Annotated in this window: 12 protein-coding genes; 2 read left to right on the top strand and 10 right to left on the bottom strand. The window is 57.9% G+C overall.

Annotated elements, in window-relative coordinates; translation table 11 throughout:
- Positions 1-34: 34 nt before the first annotated feature.
- From cimA to PSR62_RS20810, 10 genes are all read right to left on the bottom strand, one after another.
- Positions 35-1,627, bottom strand: a complete 1,593-nt coding sequence (gene cimA, locus PSR62_RS20765) for a citramalate synthase (protein WP_274404902.1) — start codon at positions 1,625-1,627, stop codon at positions 35-37.
- A 92-nt stretch (positions 1,628-1,719) separates the two neighbouring features.
- Positions 1,720-2,274, bottom strand: a complete 555-nt coding sequence (locus tag PSR62_RS20770; RefSeq protein WP_274404903.1) for a hypothetical protein — start codon at positions 2,272-2,274, stop codon at positions 1,720-1,722.
- Between the two features lie 177 nt (positions 2,275-2,451).
- Positions 2,452-4,122, bottom strand: coding sequence for a putative ABC exporter domain-containing protein (locus PSR62_RS20775; protein WP_274404904.1), 1,671 nt, complete (start codon positions 4,120-4,122; stop codon positions 2,452-2,454).
- Positions 4,119-4,850, bottom strand: coding sequence for an ABC transporter ATP-binding protein (locus PSR62_RS20780; protein ID WP_274404905.1), 732 nt, complete (start codon positions 4,848-4,850; stop codon positions 4,119-4,121). The genes PSR62_RS20775 and PSR62_RS20780 overlap by 4 nt, the downstream gene beginning before the upstream one ends.
- Positions 4,847-6,295: a phytoene desaturase family protein gene (locus PSR62_RS20785; protein WP_274404906.1), complete on the bottom strand. Its 1,449-nt coding sequence runs from the start codon at positions 6,293-6,295 to the stop codon at positions 4,847-4,849. The genes PSR62_RS20780 and PSR62_RS20785 overlap by 4 nt, the downstream gene beginning before the upstream one ends.
- A 70-nt stretch (positions 6,296-6,365) precedes the next feature.
- Positions 6,366-7,172, bottom strand: coding sequence for a hypothetical protein (locus PSR62_RS20790; protein WP_274404907.1), 807 nt, complete (start codon positions 7,170-7,172; stop codon positions 6,366-6,368).
- Between the two features lie 395 nt (positions 7,173-7,567).
- Positions 7,568-8,998, bottom strand: coding sequence for an oxidoreductase (locus tag PSR62_RS20795; protein ID WP_274404908.1), 1,431 nt, complete (start codon positions 8,996-8,998; stop codon positions 7,568-7,570).
- Between the two features lie 164 nt (positions 8,999-9,162).
- Entirely contained in the window at positions 9,163-10,128 is a 966-nt protein-coding gene (locus PSR62_RS20800) for a dihydrodipicolinate synthase family protein (RefSeq protein WP_274404909.1), read from the bottom strand.
- An 84-nt stretch (positions 10,129-10,212) separates the two neighbouring features.
- A complete protein-coding gene (locus tag PSR62_RS20805; RefSeq protein WP_047817555.1) occupies positions 10,213-10,677 on the bottom strand; it encodes a RidA family protein in 465 nt (154 codons plus the stop codon).
- A 443-nt stretch (positions 10,678-11,120) separates the two neighbouring features.
- Complete coding sequence (locus tag PSR62_RS20810; RefSeq protein ID WP_274404910.1) at positions 11,121-12,245, bottom strand: tRNA dihydrouridine synthase; 1,125 nt, start codon at positions 12,243-12,245, stop codon at positions 11,121-11,123.
- 110 nt (positions 12,246-12,355) lie between these two features.
- On the opposite strand from PSR62_RS20810, the gene PSR62_RS20815 reads away from it, so the two are divergent.
- Both PSR62_RS20815 and PSR62_RS20820 read left to right on the top strand, forming a co-directional pair.
- Positions 12,356-15,487, top strand: coding sequence for an error-prone DNA polymerase (locus PSR62_RS20815; protein ID WP_443217312.1), 3,132 nt, complete (start codon positions 12,356-12,358; stop codon positions 15,485-15,487).
- Between the two features lie 146 nt (positions 15,488-15,633).
- Positions 15,634-18,876 (top strand): FG-GAP-like repeat-containing protein, encoded by a 3,243-nt coding sequence (locus PSR62_RS20820; RefSeq protein ID WP_274404912.1) that lies wholly within the window; start codon positions 15,634-15,636, stop codon positions 18,874-18,876.
- The last annotated feature ends 8 nt before the right edge of the window (positions 18,877-18,884 follow it).

The raw sequence follows: 18,884 nt of genomic DNA on the forward strand, positions 1-18,884 counted from the left end.
CATGACTCAGCGATTGATGGACCGGTTCGGCCAATCAAGCTTCACTGCGGTGCAACTTGTACTCAACGCTATCGACCAAGGCTTGCCAACTGGCTTCGATGATGTTGTCACTGACACCAATCGTTCCCCAAGTCTCTTTGCCATCGGTGCTCTCGATATTGACTCGAATCGATGCCGCCGTGCCGCTGCTGGAATCGACCACGCGAACCTTGTAATCGATCAGAGAAATTTCACTGAGTACCGGATACGCTCCCGCCAAGGCCTTCCGCAATCCCGCATCGAGCGCGTTGACCGGACCATGACCTTCTGCGGCATCAAACCACAGCGTGTCACCGACCTGCAACTTGATGATCGCTTCGGCAAATGCGACTTGGCTCTTCACATCGCGATCACCAGCAACCACTCGGAATTTGATCGTCTCAAAGTGGGGACGGAAGGTCCCGGCCACACGGCGAACCAACAGGTCAAACGAAGCTGTCGCGGACTCAAATTGATAACCACGATTTTCCAGTCGCACGACCTCGGCCAAGATCTTGTTTTGAAGTTCTTTGTCGTCGCCCAGATTGTACTTTCCGGCGATCGCCTCGATGTTGCTGCGCCCGGACAACTCGCTCACGAGGATCCGGCGTTCGTTGCCGACCAACGTGGGGTCAATGTGCTCGTACGTGCTGGCGGCTTTGTTGATGGCGTGCACGTGCATGCCGCCTTTGTGAGCGAAGGCGCTTTGGCCGACAAACGGTTGGTTGTTACGCCACTGCAAATTGGCTGTCTCGTAGACGAATCGTGACAGTTCCGTCAGTTGATGCAGCGGTCGGCCCCCCAGAACAGTCGTGTTCTCTTTCTTGAGTGCCAAGTTGGCAATCACAGCGATCAAGTCGACATTCCCACATCGTTCCCCGATGCCATTGATCGTGCCTTGCACCTGAGTCGCACCGACATCGACGGCGGCCAACGAATTCGCCACCGCGAGTTCACAATCGTTGTGACAGTGAATTCCGAACTCCACGTCGTAAGACGCCATTGCTTCTTTCGCGATCCGGGTCACCTCCGCCACTCGTCCGGGCAACGTGCCACCGTTGGTATCGCACAGAGCCAACCACTTGGCACCCGACGCCGCTGCGGCCTGCAGCGTTTTGATCGCGTACTCCGGATTCGCGTTGTACCCATCAAAGAAGTGTTCCGCGTCGTAGATCAGTTCGCTGTGTCCCGCCAAAAACTCCGCCGACTCACCGATCATGGCCAGGTTTTCATCCAGCGAGGCCCGCAGCACTTCGGTGACATGAAAATCCCATGTTTTGCCAACCAACGTGCAACACGGCGTCTTGGCGGCAACCAAAGCTTGCATCCCGGGGTCGTCTTCGGCTTTCATCGATCGCCGCCGCGTCATCCCAAAGGCACAGACCTTGGATTTCCCCAGATCGTGGTTGCGAATTTGTTCAAAGAAGGCAACGTCTTTTTCGTTGCTCAGCGGGTAACCGCCCTCGATGAATTCAATGCCAATTTCAGCCAACCGAACCGCAATGTTCAGTTTGTCTTGCAGGGAAAAACTCACACCTTCGCCTTGCGAGCCGTCTCGCAAAGTGGTGTCGTAGATCAAGACCGGTTGGGCCGACGAAGTGGCACTCATGTAGCTGATTCAGGTGGGGGATAAAATCAAAGAACAGGGAAATCGGTGAGACGATCGCAGCTTGGGAAAGCATCGCAGGTTTGCGACCCCGACTAACGGGTCTCCGTCGAATTTTCAATCACGCGAGGCGATTGGTACGGGTTCGCAGAGGTTGCCGCCGAAGATGAAACGGGGTCGACCTCCGAGCCCGCAGAAATCGATGCGTCCGGAACGGCCGTCGTTTCGTGGTCGTCCGCCGACAAGTCCGTTTCTGGTTGCGGTTGCTCCAGATTCACACTTTGATTCTTTCGTTCTCGCCGTTTGCGAACCCAAATCATCGCCATCAGTGCAAAAACCAAACACACGATCGTCATCGCAACGACCAATCGAAATGACAACGGGTTGATGTCTTCCCCCGCCGCCTGTTCAACCATCAAAACAACAAATCGAATCGCTCCACAACCAAAACCAAGCATCCCCAGCGTCAACGCGACCACGGTTGCACTCATGCGTCGATGCGGGTTCAGCCCCACCACGCCCAAGAACAACAGCGGGATGCCAAACATCATCGGGACGAACTGGGTGTAGCTTTTTTCCGTCGTCACGCTGAGTGCGGCCACCGTCAGTCCACACAGGACCAGCCCGAAGAAAATTCCGATTCTGGCCATGGTTGTTTCAGGTGCCCGTCGCGATTGGACATAGGTGTTCCGCCGAAGAAACCAAAGGACGGTTTCCAGAGCCCTGTTGTATCGTTTTGAAGCCAATTTCTGTAGGGCCAGTGCTTTCATCGCGTGGAGCGGGCAAAAACATTTCCTCCAGAAGTCGTAAACACCGGGTTTTACGGGTCAATCACCCTGAAAAAGCTCGCGGTCTCTGAAAAAGACCGCGGTCACCCACCAAATCACCGGCTGGACCGCCAGCAACCCCGCACCGACCGCGATCGCAATCACCTGCCGATCCATGTCCGTCATCACCGCCGCGGTCCCTCCGGCCACTCCCGCGGCAAGGAACGAGGGCACCATCCCGACCGCCAACACAAACATGTACAGCATCGCTCGCCCGCCCTGCAGCACATCCGGCGTGCCGCTGGGCATCGCCCTCAACACCGTGGCCGCGGTGACCAGGTTGATCGCGGATCCATACGCCACATCGAGCCCCAATCCTGCCAACAACACCGCCAGGTTCTCCCCCCATCCCCGCGTCGTGACGAATGCGGCCACGACCGCGAAAGCGAGTCGAATCGCAAACAAGATCACCAACTGCCCCGCCAGCATCCCAATCACAATCGCGATCGGACGACACGGCAACATCCGAAACCATGTCAACGTCTTTGGCGTCATCGCCATGCCAATCGGCTGACTCAATGTCAACAGGAACCCCAAGTAGGTCGAAGCCACCATCGCAATCGGCATCGACCATTCTCGAAAATGGGCGTGAATGGTTTCCGGTCGAAAAAATGGCAGGACCATCAACACCACCCCAGTGACCAGCCCCACGCAAACAAGACCGAACAACAACTTTCCATTGCGACGAACCGCGAAAGTGACTTGATGCCAAGCCACCGGTCCAATGCCTCCCCACCAAGGGAACTCAAACAGCCTCCACGTCGATCGATGTTCTGTCTTGTTGAGCCGTCCGAATTGCCCCGAACGAAATCGCTGGATCCGAACCTGTTTTCGCGAGACGCCTTCCACGGCAAGTTCCGCAAACCCGACATTGACCCAATAGCAAGCCCCAAACCCAACCACCAAGGTGGCCAGGCACACGCACGTCCACCCCAGCATCGCCATGCCAAGCGGTGCACTGAGCAACTTTCCAAACGCCAGGAACGGCAGCGTCATCACGGTCCCCAACATCGATGACTGACACCCCAGCAACCACGCTTGCCAAGAGAACCCGGCGTCGCTCATCCCCAGCGGCAGCGACGTGATCAACAACAATGCCACCGCCCCCAACAACGCCGACGCAACCAGCGTGCGAACCGTCGAATTCAACACCGGCTTGCTGATCGCGTGCAAGGTCGTCAGCGCAGTGACCGTCATCCCACCCGTGTAAATCGCAAGCACCGCCGACGGGTAACTGCCCGCACCGGGCAAAGCGAACACCGCCATCAAACAACTGCTGACCACCCAGGTCATCGCCAACGTCATCAACCGATAGGAAAGGATTTGATGATCGCTGAACGGCCCCGCCAACACGAACTGCAACTCCGGGGGACGCAGTTCCGTGATCTGCTGCCCAATGTCGAAGTAAACCGCCATTGCCACAATCACCAACATCATCAACGGAATCGTCGATGTGACGGTCGAATACATTTGGATGCCATCCAGCGACCCTGTCTGACTCGCGACGATCATGGGCATCAATCCCATGCCGACCGTCCCCACAACCATCAGGGCCACAAAGATTCCCGACGGGGTCTTCAGATGCCGAGCCAATTGACGCAAAGCGGACTTCAACAGCACCCCGGTCAATCGAGTCAACGCGGGATCGATGATCGAACGCCTTTCGCTCATCCAGCCGAATTCTCTTCCGAAGTCAAACGAAAGAACACTTCTTCGAGCGAATGCGAATCCCCACCAAACTCCTGGCGAGCCTGCTCGAGCGGACCATGAAACAACACTTCGCCGCGTCGCATCAGCACCAGGTGATCGCAGATGTCATCGACCAATGACAACAGGTGAGAACTGACCAACACCGTTGCACCATGATCAGCTTGCTCTCGAACCGTTTCTTTGAACCGGCGGATGCTTGGAGGATCGAGCCCCGTCATGGGTTCGTCCAGCAACAACACGTCGGGCTGCCGCAGGTAAGCGCAGACAATCGCCACCTTTTGCCGCATCCCGCGAGACAAACCTGACGCGACGGTGTCGCGTTTTTCGGTCAATTCAAATCGCTGGCAGAGTTGTTCGGCCAGCGGTTCCCAGTCCGTCAACCGGTACGCCGAGGCCACAAAACGCAAGTGATCATCGACGGTCAACGAATCAAACAACGGTGGGTCGTCGGGCACATAGGCCGTTCGTCGTTTGACCGCCAACGGATCGTCATTCAATGACGCCCCGGCCACATTCAACTCGCCCGCGGTCGGCGAAAGGATCCCGCACAGCGTTCGAATCGTGGTCGTCTTGCCCGCCCCATTGGGCCCGACCAACGCCGCGACTCGGCCCGCCGGAACACCGAACGAAATCGAATCCACCGCCGTGAAGTCGTCGTAGCACTTCGTGAACTGGCGAACTTCAATCATACCGGCGTCGACTCGGCAACCAGGTTTTGATCGACCTCGTTGCTGACGATGACGCCGTAATTGATTGCTCCCAACCAGCCACTCATGATGATCCCGACGCTGCCCGCGTGGTACATCCCTTTGATCTGTTGCGGCAAAGACCGGCTGACACCCAGACCTTCAAACTTGGTCCCAAAGCTTGCGCCCATTTCATGCTGCGTGTAATGATGGAACGTCTTCGGCGTTGCCGCTTCCGCACGATCGATCTTGTTCCGCACCCCGGGGATGTACTTCTCAAGCGCATCGATCGTCGTCTCAACCAAATCCGCCTTGCTGGCTTCGTACTCCGCTTCGCTCAAATCAGCCCAGTCCGACCAATTCGCGTTGGTGCTGCTGACGATTGCAAAACGTTCTTTCGCTTTGTGCGGGCGAGTTCGTGGGTAATAGAAACTGAATGTTCGCGATGTGATGTCTCGACTGAGCAACAGATCTGTGCGGAACTCCTTCGCCGTGCTGGTGAAAAACAAGTCACCACTGGACTCATCAATCTCTTCACCTGGCTTCAGAGCCATGTAGACCTGCGTGCTGCTGTTGTTCAGTCGCACCGCCTGGGCTTCTTCCACGAAGCTTTTGTCCAGCTTTTCAGTACCCAGCATTTTCAGAATCGTGGTCCGCAAATTCGCGTTGCTGACCACCGCCCGACACTTGATCGAACGACCGTTCACCTTGACTCCCGAAACACGTGTGCCCTTGATCGGTGAGTCGGCGACTTCGATTTCTTCGACGGGACAATTGATGCGAATGTCAACACCGTTGGACACAAGCTCCTTCTTCATCCGAGCGACCAAGTCATCGGTGCCGCCTTCGTAAATGAAGACACCTTTGCTCATGAAGTTGCTGAACACGATCCCATACGTGATCGCGGGATCTTCCAAAGTGGAACCGTTGGCATATGTGATCGGCTCCATCAACAACCGGACCACATCGTCCCGTCCGGGAAAGAAACGATCGAACAACTGACGTGTCGTCGTCGCTTGATCGTCGTAAAAATTCATCCCTCGCGCGGTGTCGAAGAACTCGTTGACCGTGCCGTGTTCGATGCCGAACTTCGTGGTCAACAACTTGGTGAAGTCCTCTCGGTTGAACGTGGTCGTCAGCGAGAACTGCGGGTTGTCAAACCGAATGTTCTTCAGTTGCACGATTCGGTCGGCGATATCGCGGCTCCAGTATCGCCGACAGGACTTGATCATCCCGTGCGGGAAACCGTGCAGAGAGACGTCAAACGTGTGCCCGCCGGGACGCAGGAACCAAGTCGCCAATCCGCCGAGCTTGTAGTGCTGTTCCAGCAACAACACCCGGTGTCCAGCGCGGCCGAGAATGTTGGCCGACGTCATCCCAGCCAATCCGCTGCCGATCACGACCACGTCGTATTCGTCGGCGGCTCCCTTCAAAAAATCCTTTGCCATGGCTGGGGTCTTTGGTCTCGCGAAAAGCTTGTGAATGGAAATGTTACGGGGGGTGCTGCGGCCAACTGAGTCAGCGTGCCACGGGCTGCAATTCGGCGTACACACCGATTTGGTCGGTATCAACGGGTTTGTCGCCGGACAACAGCAGCGATTCGTCACCCACCAACCACCGATCGTCCAGTATCCGCAAGGACTGGCCAATCGGCAACGTGACCATCGAACCCGCCACCCCCGTGGATATCACGTCGTGAGAAGCACGAAAGATCGCTGTGTGAGCCTCGGGCAACGTCGTGCCCATCCGCCGCACCCCGCCAGAATCTCGCACCAGTGTAGAGATTTTCCAACGTTCGTCGCGGGGATCTTCCGCAATCCGGACCGTGATCACCGATTCACCAGGCCGAACCGCGATCATCGAGTACCAATCGGGCTGCGTTTTTCCCTTGGGCAACCAAGTGCTGTAAGCCAACCGGTACTCCCAACCGAGGCTCTCAGGCACGCGAACGCGAAAAACGGTGGTCAGTGGCTGGTGCGAAGGCGCCCGAATGGCGGCGACCAAATCATCTTCACTCGGAGACAAATACCCCGATTCGGCCCGCAGTGCCGACAAAGCCGATTCCGCTTTCCGCAACCGCAGAATCGAAACCACATTCCCCAGCACCAACGCGATCATCGTGATCGCGAGCAACAACTGCCGGAGAGAAAATCGTCCGCGACGGCTTGGCAACGGACGCGGCTCGGAATTCTCATTCATCAGCGTTGGTGATCGCAGCGGGTTGGAGGGCGAAGAACTGACCGTCAGACCGGTTCCAACAGAGTAGCGTTTCGCAAACCCGCCATCAGACACTTCCGAACTGAGTGCCATCCAAAACTGGATCATTCCGGCTCATCCGACGGAAGCGTGCGTGGTACCCTGACTTCAGGTTTCTGGAGGGATTTCTCCGATGCCCGAAGTTTGAACAGACCATTTCGAGGCGTTCGAATTGAGTTGCCAAGTGAAGCGGAAGCAAACTCTGCTGAGGAGCAACTTGTTTCTCAGCAGTGAACACGGCTGAGAATAGGTTGTCACGGGTGTATCGGACGGCTGGCGGTGAGAACGAGTCGAGTGATTGGGGGGCACGGGGCCTGGGCAATCAGAGACGATCGGCCGCCATTGGCCTCAGGCCTGGAAGGCCGACACAGCCTTTGCCGGGGTCGTCTGGCCCCGGACTAGGCGGAGATCCGGATAGTCCGTCGCCGACGGACGGCCTCCGTCGGTTACGGCGGTGGTGAGCTTTACGCCTGCAAGGCTTTCTTCAACTCGTTGAGCTGCTTGCGTTCGTCGCTTTTTTTGTAGAACGGGTCCAAGGGATAGCAACCGCTGATGATTCCGTTTCGTGGTGCGGTGGTGCAATCGCTGAATGTGCGACACACCTTCTTGCGTTGCCACACGGATCCCGCCGTCACATCCGCCGGCAGATCAGGATACGACAACACCATGCGTCCCAAACCGATGGAGTCCACCATGCCAGCTTTCACGACGGCTTGCGCCACGTTGGGCAAGTAATCCTGCAAGTAGGTGTACCCCGAACCAATGAAGACCATGTTGGAATGACGCTTCTTCATCTCCGCCACCGCTTCGATTTGGCGAGCGACACCGGCCAAAGGATCCTCCGGCGGCGTGTAGCCATCGCTGGGCGGGAAGAACGCGGGGCGTTGCAGGTGCGGTGTGCTGTAGGGACTTCCCGCCGTCGTGCAAACCATCCGGATGCCAATTTCATGCATCAGGTTAATCAGCTTCGACGTCTCGGTCATGTCGATCGTCAATCCGTCTTCGCCTCCACCAAACACCTTGTTGGGTTCGCCGCCGGGCTCCGGCTCACCGACGCGGTCGGGGCCGGGATGATAAGGCAAGAAATCGAACAAGCTCAAACGCACGCCGATCTTCAGATCGTTCGTGGCCGCTTCGATTCCTGAAACGATATCACGCAAGAAACGCGTTCGATTTTCAAAGCTGCCGCCAAACTTGCCCGTCCGTTCTCGCCCCGCCAGCAACTCGTGGCCCAAGTAGCCATGGCAGTGTTTGACATCGACGAAACGATACCCAGCCTTTTCCGCTCGGACTGCGGCCGCGATGAAGTCATCGATCAACGTTGACAATTCGTCATCGCTGAAAATGGCCGAGTCATCCGTGATTTTCACTCGCCGATCCAAGACCACGTTTCGCTGCACCGTCCGGGGCTCGGTCACCGATTTAATATTCGGTCGAGCGAACCGCCCCGAGTGCGTCAGTTGCAAGCCGATCAGCAGGTCATCACTGCGACCAAAATGCGACTCATGCTCGTCGACCAATTCTTGTCGCAACGAGGCAATCGCCGATAAGTTCTTTTCAGTCAGCAGCAACTGATTCGGGTTGGCGCGGCCGTCGTGCCGGACCGCCACCGCTTCGCCGCCCCACATCAATTTAGCACCGCTCAACCCAAAGTTCCGCCACCGTCGCCGCGTCAGATCCGTTGGCAAACCATCGGTGGTTCCGTCCCAGCCTTCCATTGGCAAGATGCACCAGCGGTTCCCGACAGTTTGACCATGGACCTCGAACGATTGAGCGAGCGGAGACTCCTCCCCCGATTCGACGTCCGCATCGGACGGCATTGAGATGTGGTTGTCCCGCAAATGCGCAACAAAGTCATCGTGAGTCTTCAGCGAAGCAACGCGTGGGTAGGCCATGGAAACAATTCAATCGAGAAAAAGTGAGAAGGGTGCCGGATCTTCGCGGCGGTCGTTCCAGCCGACTTCGAGCCGTGGGGCGATCAATTCGTTTTAGCGGAGTGGCGCAAGCCGCCCGGTGCTTCACCGCAGGGCTCGCGTCCTTCCGCCATTCAGTTCGAAGTTCACAAGTACGCGGCGAGATCCTGCGAAATCAGGTCCAAGATCGCTTGATCGCTGGCAGGTCGCTCAGGGCTGCCCGGATAAGTCTGACTGCTCGCGATCTTGCCGCGTGAATGCAAGAACATCGCGGCAGAGTGCTTGTACGCCGGCACGGGGTCACGGAACGCAAACGCGCCGAGGTACTGCAACAAATCGTTCAGCCCGTAAAACCGTGGGTCGTCGTTTTGCCACATCGCATCGCGAATCGCGAACTCCGCGGGACAAAACGTCGACAGCCCCAGCAGGTAATCGCTGCCATACATCACCATGTCGATGGCCAGGTCATTGCCGGTCAACACTTTGAAGTCCGGGCGAACACGATCCCGCAATTCCAAACGTTGCCATTCCAAAATTCGATCGAGCGACGAATGCTTGGCTCCCAAGCAGTTGCCGATCCCCATCAATCGCTCATACAGCGACAACGAGTAGATTTTGCCGAACGGAGCGAACATGGTTCCCAGTTCGAAGGCGTAGAACTGCTCGCATTCGGACGCGAGTTTCGCATAGGCGTCAAAGATGGAATCGTCGTCACCCCAGGTCAGCCCAAAGGATTGAAACAGAATCGGCGTCCCGTTGTGACGTTGGACTTGCTCGATTCCACGGCGATACGCTTCCCCGTTGAAGTCGTCTCCCTCGTGGTCGCCGACAAACACCCCGCCCAAGTACGCACGGTCCTTGGCGATCGCGGCGGTCAGCGACAAAGCTTCTTCACGAATTTCATCCGAAATCAAATTCGCGTAACCGGTGTCCATGTTGACGGCCGGCGTCAGCCCCGCGTCCAGCGTCGCCACGACGTGGGATTCAAACCCATCCCAATCAATCTTGCCACCCGGTGCAATCGGCAACAAAATGGCCGACATCCCGGTGATCTTGCGATTGCGGATGGGTTGTGGAGCGGGCGACGATTTGGGTTCCGTGGTGTTGTTCATGGCCGAATCCTAGCGACGACTCACCGCCGCGTCTTGGAAATTCGGGTGAAACCAGGGCTATGCAATTCGGGCAAATCCCCCGAATCACGCTTTCACTTCGAAAATCGCTTCGATTTCCACTGCAATTCCGCCTGGCAACGCGTTGGTCCCAATGGCACTGCGAGCGGCCACGCCCACCTCTTCGCCAAACACATCGCGAAACAATTCGCTGCATCCGTTGATCACAGCAGGTTGGTCTTCAAACGAATCGGTGCACCGCACCAACCCCAACAATTTGACCAATCGCGAAACCTTGTCGAGTGATCCAAGGTGTTCGCGGAGCGTCGCGAGCATGCCCAAACCGGTCTGGCGAGCGGCGTCGTAACCAACTTCCACGTCCATGTCCAAACCGAGACGACCAGTGATCAGCGTTTTGTCGCTCTTCAAAGGACCGTGACCTGACAAGTAAACCATGTTGCCGACCTGCACAATCGGCTTGTAAACGCCCATTGGCTTGGGAGCAGGTGGCAACTCGAGTTTCAGTTCATCAATGCGTGCGTCGTAAGACATGGATTTCGTCGTGGGGTCAAAGGGGCAGAGTGGTCAAATTTCAGAATCGAACGCCAGGCATTCGCCCTGCTAAGATGACGAGTCTTCCGCTCCCTTCCAAGATGACGTGCGGCCAACAATTTCCGACACCCTCGACGATGCTCCCGCGTCGAATCGAGAGAAGCGTCTACCAGAACCATCGTAGGCCAGGTTCCACCTGGCAGGGCAATTCGCCGGCAAATATCGGACTGGAGACATCACACTGAAACGCCTTTAACCAAACACGCAACCAGTTAGAGACAACTGTTCGCCTCCTGCTTCCGGGGACCCTGGCGTCGGAACGCGTGAGCAATAAGTGACGATGTTAGCGGTGCGGCGCAAGCCGCCCGGTGAGGAACCGGAGGGCTCGCGCCCTTCCGCTACGTCACTTGTGGTTCACGTGGTACTTACGAATTGGCGACGATTCAGCACTCCTCTTGCGAACCGTGCAGTTCTCGAGGGACGTATTGGCCGGGGCCATCGGTGGAATAGTGCTGTTCCAGCGCCGCTTCGAACTCTTCCCGTGATCGCAAACGGATGAACGCCATCCGGACGTCTCGATAATTCGGATGGCTCTGCGAATACTTGATGCAGAATTTCCGCATCAACAACGGTGCTCGCTGGAGCGTGTAAGTCTCCTCACACAACGCGAAATGCTCTCGCATCACAGCAGCTTGTTCCGCGATCGTGGGCGGCGCGGGCAACGGTTCACCAGCGGCCAACGCTCGCGATTGTTGAAAGATCCACGGGTTGCCGATCGCTCCACGAGCAATCGTGACACCGTCGATCCCCGTTTGACGCATCATTTCCAAGCCATCTTCGGCAGCAAACAGGTCGCCACTGCCGAGCACCTTCAACCGATCCCCCACGTGCTGCTTGACTTCCTTCAGAAACGACCAGCGACTGGGACCAACGTAACGTTGGACCACCGTTCGGCCATGCACAGTCACGCCAGCCAAACCAGCGTCAATCGCTCCATCCAAAATTTCGAAGAACTGTTCGCGTGATTCCGGCGTGTCATCCATGCCACGTCGCATTTTGACCGTCACGGGAATGTGATCCGGCACCACGTCCCGAGTCCGACGCAGAATCTCGATTGCGACGGCGGGTTGTGACAGATGGAATCCACCACGGCAGCGGCCCAGCACCTTTTTGACGGGACACCCGAAGTTCACATCGATGACGTCAAAGCCGGCCTCGACCAACTTCAACGCTCCCGCGGAAAACTGCTCGGGTTCGGCCCCCATCAATTGCCCGCCAACCGGGTGTTCTTCGTCCGCAATGTCCAGGAAGTGCCGCGTCTTTTCGCGTTTGGTCAGCGACAGCAGGAACTGATCCAGCATCACCTCGCAAATCGTGTAGCTGGCACTGTGCCGCCTCGCGATCACCCGCATCGGCAAATCGCTGTACCCGGAAAGCGCCGCTTGCACGACGGGGAAGCCAATTCGCACGTTCCCAAGCGACAGTTCATTCCATTCCAACGGAACGGACGGTTTGGCTGGGGCAGGCGATTCGCTGCAGACGATTGATTCAGGCGATGGGGAATTCATGCCCGCAGTTTAGCCCCCGAAACCAAAATCGACGATGGGAAATCGGTCGCCTTCGCCCGCGACTCTTGCCAGTGGGCAAATGCTCCCGCATCCGCGACAATTGTCACGCTATGCGTTACGTCGAACTTCACTGCCGGAGCAACTTCAGTTTTCTGGACGGGGCGTCTCACCCGGACGAATTGGTGCAACGTGCCGCTGAACTGGGCTACGAAGGGCTGGCGATCACCGACCGAGAATCAATCGCCGGCGTGGTCCGCGGCTTTTCCCCGGCCCAAGAACTGGGACTGCAGTACCTCGTCGGCACGCAAGTCCACCCGACCGACGCACCGCCAATGGTGCTGTGGCCAAGCGACCGAGAGGCGTACGGACGGATGTGCCGGATGCTTTCCAAGGGCCGCATGCGTTGCGAAAAAGGCCGCAGCGAATTGTCGTTTGCTGACATTGCGGAACACGCCCAAGGGATCTTGGCCGGCGTCATCGCCACCGACGAATCAAGATCGATCGAAGACCATCACACGCACGTCAACGATTCCCGGCAATTCCTTCGTGGCCCGTTTCGCGATGTATTCGATGACCGTGGTCACCTGCTGGCGTCGTTTCATCGCGGAGTCGACGATGCGGCCAAAGCCACCTGGCTGCGAGACCTTTCGCTGGCCACCGACGTGCCGCTGCTGGCCTGCGGTGACGTGCGTTACCACACCGCCGAACGCATGGCATTGCATGACTGCGTGGTCGCCATTTCGAAAGGCAAATCGGTTGAACAAATCCAATCCGAACGCCTGGTCAATAGCCAGCACCACCTGCGCTCGCTCGACGAGATCGCCGAACTCTACCGCGATGTCCCTGATGCGGTGGCGCGAACCATGGAAGTGGCCCAGCGCTGCACGTTCACGCTGGACCAATTGAAATACGAATACCCGGTGGAACTCGCACCGCAGGGAATGACGCCGATCGAGCATCTCAAACGCCTGACCTGGGAAGGCGCCCGCGGTCGCTGGCCAGGCGGTGTGCCGGAGAAGATCATCGAAACGCTCCGCCACGAAGTCACCCTGATCGAGGAACTGAACTACGAAGCCTACTTTTTGACGGTCTGGGACCTGGTCCGGTTTGCCCGCTCCCAAAAAATCCTTTGCCAAGGCCGTGGGTCGGCGGCGAACTCCGTCGTGTGTTACTGCCTCGGGATCACGGCGGTGGATCCAACCCACACGGATTTGCTGTTCGAGCGTTTCATCAGCCGTGAACGTGGAGAGGCCCCCGACATCGACGTGGACTTCGAACACCAACGTCGCGAAGAGGTGTTGCAGTACTTGTACGAAAAATATGGTCGCGATCGAGCGGGCATGACCGCCGTCGTCACCTGTTACCGAGCCAAAAGTGCGATTCGCGAAGTCGGCAAGGCTCTGTCCATTTCTCCCGACATCATCGATGCGGTTGCCAAGTTGGCGGGCAGCTATGGACGCAACCCGGAACTGCCCGAACGCTGTCGCGACGCGGGATTGGACCCTGACACACCGCTGGGTCGGCGATTTCTGTACCTGACTGAAACACTGATCGGATTCCCCCGTCACCTGTCCCAACACGTTGGCGGGATGGTGATGACGGCCGGCAGTTTGTGCGAGCTGTGCGTGACCGAAAATGCGGCGATGCCAGGCCGCAGTGTGATTCAGTGGAACAAGGATGACCTCGATGACATTGGCATCCTGAAAGTCGACATCTTGGCACTCGGGATGCTCTCCGCGATCCGGCGCTGCTTTGAACTGGTCAAGGATCATCACGACCGTGAGCTGTCACTGTCGACCATCCCACCGGATGACAAACCGACTTACGACATGATTTGTGCCGCCGACACGATGGGTGTGTTCCAAATCGAAAGCCGGGCTCAGATGAGCATGCTGCCGCGACTCAAACCACGTTGCTACTACGACCTGGTGATCGAAGTCGCGATCGTTCGGCCGGGCCCGATCCAAGGCAACATGGTGCATCCGTTCTTAGCGGCTCGCGAAAATCCGGCGGCGGCCAAGTACCCCAACGACGCCATTCGCAAGGTGCTCGAGAAAACGCTCGGCGTTCCGATCTTTCAAGAACAAGCGATGAAGCTGGCCGTCGTCGCCGCCGGATTCACGCCGGGAGAGGCCGACCAACTCCGCCGAGCCATGGCGGCATGGCGACGCCCCGGTGTGATCGACCGTTTCCGCACCAAGCTGCTCGAAGGAATGAACGCGAATGGGCTCAATGGTGAATTCGCGGAGAACGTGTTCCGGCAAATCCGCGGCTTTGGCGAATACGGGTTCCCTGAATCACACGCGGCTTCATTTGCTTTGCTGGTTTACGCCTCGTGCTATTTGAAACGCCACTATCCCGCCGCGTTTTGTGCGGCGTTGCTGGACAGCCAACCGATGGGGTTCTACGCCCCCGCGCAGCTCATTCGAGACGCTCAGCAACACGGCGTGCAAGTCCTGCCCGTGGACGTCAACGACAGCGACATTCGCACCAAGCTGATTCCTGATCTTAACCGCTCTCAGCCCAAACTCCGGCTGGGCCTGCAAATGATTCGTGGGCTTCCCTCAGCTGTCGCGGACAAGATCCTGAGAGCCCGTGATGCCGGCGGCCCCTTTGAGAACCTGCATGACTTGACCACGCGAGCCAATCTATCTCGATCAAACATCGCCACGCTGGCAGATGCCGATGCGCTCGCCTCAATCGCTCAAGACCGCCGGGCCGCGGTCTGGCAGTCGCTCGCTCAAGATGACTCGGGCGACTCGATGCCGTTGCTGGCGGATTTGGATCCGGATTGCAGCGTCCCAGAAGAATTGATCCCAATGTCACCGGCCGAGGAGGTCAAGAACGACTACGCGACAACGGGCTTGAGTTTGAAGGCCCACCCGGTCTCGTTTTGGCGGGATGACTTGGATGCGCTGCGTTGCAAGCGTGCCTCGGACTTACCAAAACTACGCGACGGCGTGCACGTTCGCGTCGCCGGCCTCGTCTTGATGCGTCAACGACCGGGCACTGCCAAGGGCATCACATTTGTGACGCTGGAAGACGAGACGGGATCCATGAACCTGGTCTTGTTCGCTCAGGTTTGGAAGCGATTTTTCAAGATCGCGCGTTCCAGCGATGCCTGGATCGTCGATGGCAAACTGGAAAACAAACAAGGCATCATCCACGTCATCGTCGGCCGAGTCGAAGACCTCAGTGAAAAGGCCACCGGGCTGCGGGTCCCCCGACGCGACTTTCACTGAGCCGTTTTGGGTCTCGAATCATCGAGCAGGGAAGAACCTTCCCAGTGTCACCTGGCCGACCTCGCCTTCTCCAGGCGTAGCAATTTTCAACCCGTCTCGTCCAATCGTTGCTCGGCCGAGTTCACTATGATGAACGGCTGAACCTTGTGACAACCAAGCTCCCGAGCGGACTCACCTTGCATTTTCAACCACTCCATCAAGAGGCCATCGCCGCTCGCCATCTGCACACCGGCATCCTGCTGGGCAGCTTGCTGCTCAGTGGATTGGTTGGCTGCCGCGAAAAAGAACCGGTTCGCATCGTGCCGAAAATGCAAACCTCGGTCGAAGCCGCCCCTGCCCAGGCACCCGACGCTCGCGAATTGCTTGCGTCAGCCGAGAAAGCGGTGACGCAGGGGAATTGGTCCGATGCCAAGCGATTCTTGAAAGATCTGTTGGTTGCCAAACCCGATCACCCGGCGGGTTTGTTTCTGATGTCCCGCGTGCAAGCCGAAACCGGCCACCTCGACGACGCGATCGAGATGCTTGCCAATATCCCAGACAACGACGCCGAATTTGGAATTGCGGCCTTGGGCCAACGTGGCGAGTTCTTGCGTCAGGTCGGGCGAAATCATGAAGCGATCCAAGTCTGGCAGACGTTGCTGGCCAAACCCAGCGTGGCCAACGATCCGTTTTCCAATCAGATCCGCTCGCAATTGGCGGCTGACCTGCAGCGCGTCGGTCGCCGAATCGAGGCGGGAGAGCAACTTCGAATTCTGGTGAAACAATCGGCAGCCAACGAAGACCAATTGCGGCAACTGCTTTACATCACTCGACCTCCCAAGACACGCGAGGAATTCGCCGCCGAGGTCGAACGTGAACGACTGCGAACGCAAGGTGTGGCCGTCGACTCACCAGATGCGTCGGCCAGCTCCGACCTCAACTCAGCCTGGACGTCGTTGATCGAACGACGCACACGAGAAGCGATCGAAACGTTGCAGGCCGTGATCAAGCACCAACCGAGCATGCAGGCTCAGGCGTTGCTCGCCTACGCCTACGCAGATTTGCAAGCGTTCCCACAAATGCGAGCGACAATTGTCGACGCCAATTCAAACTCTTCGCTGCCGGGCAACCTCCGCGACTTCCCGTCGTTTTGGATGGCGGTGGGTGCCCAAGCTTTGTTTGAGCAATCAACCGACGACGCCATCGGCGCTTTTGCCGAAGCGATGCGATTGGACCCCACGTCCGACCGAGCCCACGAACTGTTGTCAGCGGCGTTGTTGCAGGCCGGCCGAGTCAATGACGCGGAAGCGGTCGACGAGCGTCGTTACCTGTTGGCTGGACCTCGCGAAGCCTACGTGGCGGTCGGTGACGGACAACCCGATGACCTGCGAGCAGGCAGGTTCCTGGTCGAAGACTTGCTCCGTCTGGGCGAAATGGACCAAGCCTGCGAGTGGCGAAAGGCCATCGCCAAACGACATCGCGGTCAGTGGGGAAGCGCCGACGAAATCCAACAGGACTGTGCCCAGTGGAAATCGCTGGCGAAGGAAGAGCGTCTGAAACGTCAGCTCGCTGGCATTTCGATCGAAGGCAATTCCAAACCCGATTTGGCTTGGTTGCGTTCCACCCCGAAAGACATCTCGTCCACTATCAGGTCGCCAACAACGCCAAGCGGACAGCCCTCATTCACGCCGCCGCGTTTGGTTGATGTGGCCGTGTCAGTGGGGTTGCAGGCGGTCTTTCACAATCGCCCGGAACGAGTGCTGAAACTCATGCGTCTGCACGAGTCACTGGGCCCGGGCACCGCAGCATTGGACTACGACCGCGATGGGCAAATTGACTTTTACATCAACCAAGCTTCCGGCGACCCGCCCCAGTCCCCTGGAACTCGCCCCAACCATTTGTTTCGTGGAACGACCAGTGACCATGAGCCACCGGTTTACGTCGATGCGACGGCGCCGGCCGCCGCGGATGACCGTGGTTACGGCGTTGGATTGACGGCAGGTGATTGGAACCAAGATGGCTGGGAAGACCTGGCAATCGCGAATGTGGGCCAGAACCGATTGCTCCTCAACCAAGGCGACGGGACGTTCATCGACGCGACGAATGGAATCGGATGGAACTCCGAACAATTCACCGCGTCGCTGGCGATGGCGGACATGGACGGCAACGGTTCACCGGATTTGATCGAAATCAACTACGCCGATGACCCGCGTGTGTTTGAACCGGTCCAAGTCAACTCACTCGGTCTTCCAACTGACTTGCCCGGTCCCAACCATTTCCGTGCAGCGAACGATCAACTTTGGCTCAGCGACCCCCAAGGCCAAGCTCGGCAGGTGATCCTCCGACGTGACGCCATCGTTGACTTGAATCGCGAGACTCCCGAGCAGAGTTCGCCGAGCACCCCAGACCCGCCCCAGGCTTCTGGCACTCATACTCCGAAGAACCAGCTCCCCAAACTGGGCGATGATGCCTTCCCTGGCCTGGGCTTGATCGCCGGCGAACTGGATGGGCAACCAGGACTGGAGTGCTTTGTCGCCAACGATTCTCGCCCCAATCAGTTCTGGAAAATCAGCCGGAACGGTTCCATCGTGAAGTTGTTGCAATACGCTGAAACGATCGGGCTGGCGACCAGCTCCCAAGGCAAAACAACCGCTTGCATGGGGGTGGGCGCCGCGGACTTCGATCGCAACGGAACGCAAGACATGGTCGTCGCGAATTGGTACGACGAATGGCTGAACCTGTATCAACAAGTTCGTCCGGGGATGTACCGTGACGTCGCCATCGCGTTTGGACTGGATCGATTCAGCGACCATCACGTTGGCTTTGGAATCCAAGGCCTGGACTACGACAATGATGGCTGGGTCGACCTTGTCATCGGCAACGGCCACATCGAGGACCTGACGCATCAACAGCTGCCGCTTCAAATGGAAACCCAGGTTCTGGTCAATTTGGGCGACCACTTTGAACAAGCCGACATGAAGTCGACGCTGGGCGGGTACTGGGACACGCCTCACATCGGGCGTAGCTTGACCCGCTGTGATCACAACCGCGATGGCCGCCTGGATGCGTTGCTGTCAGACCTGCATGATCCGCTGGCTTTGCTTGAGAACCAAACTGAAAGCGACCATCACTGGATTCAGTTTTCATTGGTGGCGACAAGCAGCGAACGATCGGCGATCGGAACTCGCATCGAAGTCCTCGGCACCGAAAAGCCCGCGGTTGCCAGCCTGAATGCCGGTGACGGGTTCGCTTGTCGCAACGAACCCGTCGTGCATCTGGGACTGGCCAACCGCAGCGATCCGGTGGACGTGCAGATCACTTGGCCAAGCGGCGAGGTTCAAACACTCGGCCAACTCTCACTCGACCGCAGGTACCTCGTCGTTGAGAATCAACTTGCCTGGCCGGAGTGACTCCGCCC

The sequence above is a fragment of the Rhodopirellula sp. P2 genome (assembly GCF_028768465.1).
Classification (GTDB): domain Bacteria; phylum Planctomycetota; class Planctomycetia; order Pirellulales; family Pirellulaceae; genus Rhodopirellula.

What these genes read in the sequence shown, in the direction of transcription:
- cimA (WP_274404902.1), bottom strand. Translation starts at nt 1,627, where the DNA reads ATGAGTGCCACTTCGTCGGCCCAACCGGTCTTGATCTACGACACCACT.
- PSR62_RS20770 (WP_274404903.1), bottom strand. Translation starts at nt 2,274, where the DNA reads ATGGCCAGAATCGGAATTTTCTTCGGGCTGGTCCTGTGTGGACTGACG.
- PSR62_RS20775 (WP_274404904.1), bottom strand. Translation starts at nt 4,122, where the DNA reads ATGAGCGAAAGGCGTTCGATCATCGATCCCGCGTTGACTCGATTGACC.
- PSR62_RS20780 (WP_274404905.1), bottom strand. Translation starts at nt 4,850, where the DNA reads ATGATTGAAGTTCGCCAGTTCACGAAGTGCTACGACGACTTCACGGCG.
- PSR62_RS20785 (WP_274404906.1), bottom strand. Translation starts at nt 6,295, where the DNA reads ATGGCAAAGGATTTTTTGAAGGGAGCCGCCGACGAATACGACGTGGTC.
- PSR62_RS20790 (WP_274404907.1), bottom strand. Translation starts at nt 7,172, where the DNA reads ATGATCCAGTTTTGGATGGCACTCAGTTCGGAAGTGTCTGATGGCGGG.
- PSR62_RS20795 (WP_274404908.1), bottom strand. Translation starts at nt 8,998, where the DNA reads ATGGCCTACCCACGCGTTGCTTCGCTGAAGACTCACGATGACTTTGTT.
- PSR62_RS20800 (WP_274404909.1), bottom strand. Translation starts at nt 10,128, where the DNA reads ATGAACAACACCACGGAACCCAAATCGTCGCCCGCTCCACAACCCATC.
- PSR62_RS20805 (WP_047817555.1), bottom strand. Translation starts at nt 10,677, where the DNA reads ATGTCTTACGACGCACGCATTGATGAACTGAAACTCGAGTTGCCACCT.
- PSR62_RS20810 (WP_274404910.1), bottom strand. Translation starts at nt 12,245, where the DNA reads ATGAATTCCCCATCGCCTGAATCAATCGTCTGCAGCGAATCGCCTGCC.
- PSR62_RS20815 (WP_443217312.1), top strand. Translation starts at nt 12,356, where the DNA reads ATGCGTTACGTCGAACTTCACTGCCGGAGCAACTTCAGTTTTCTGGAC.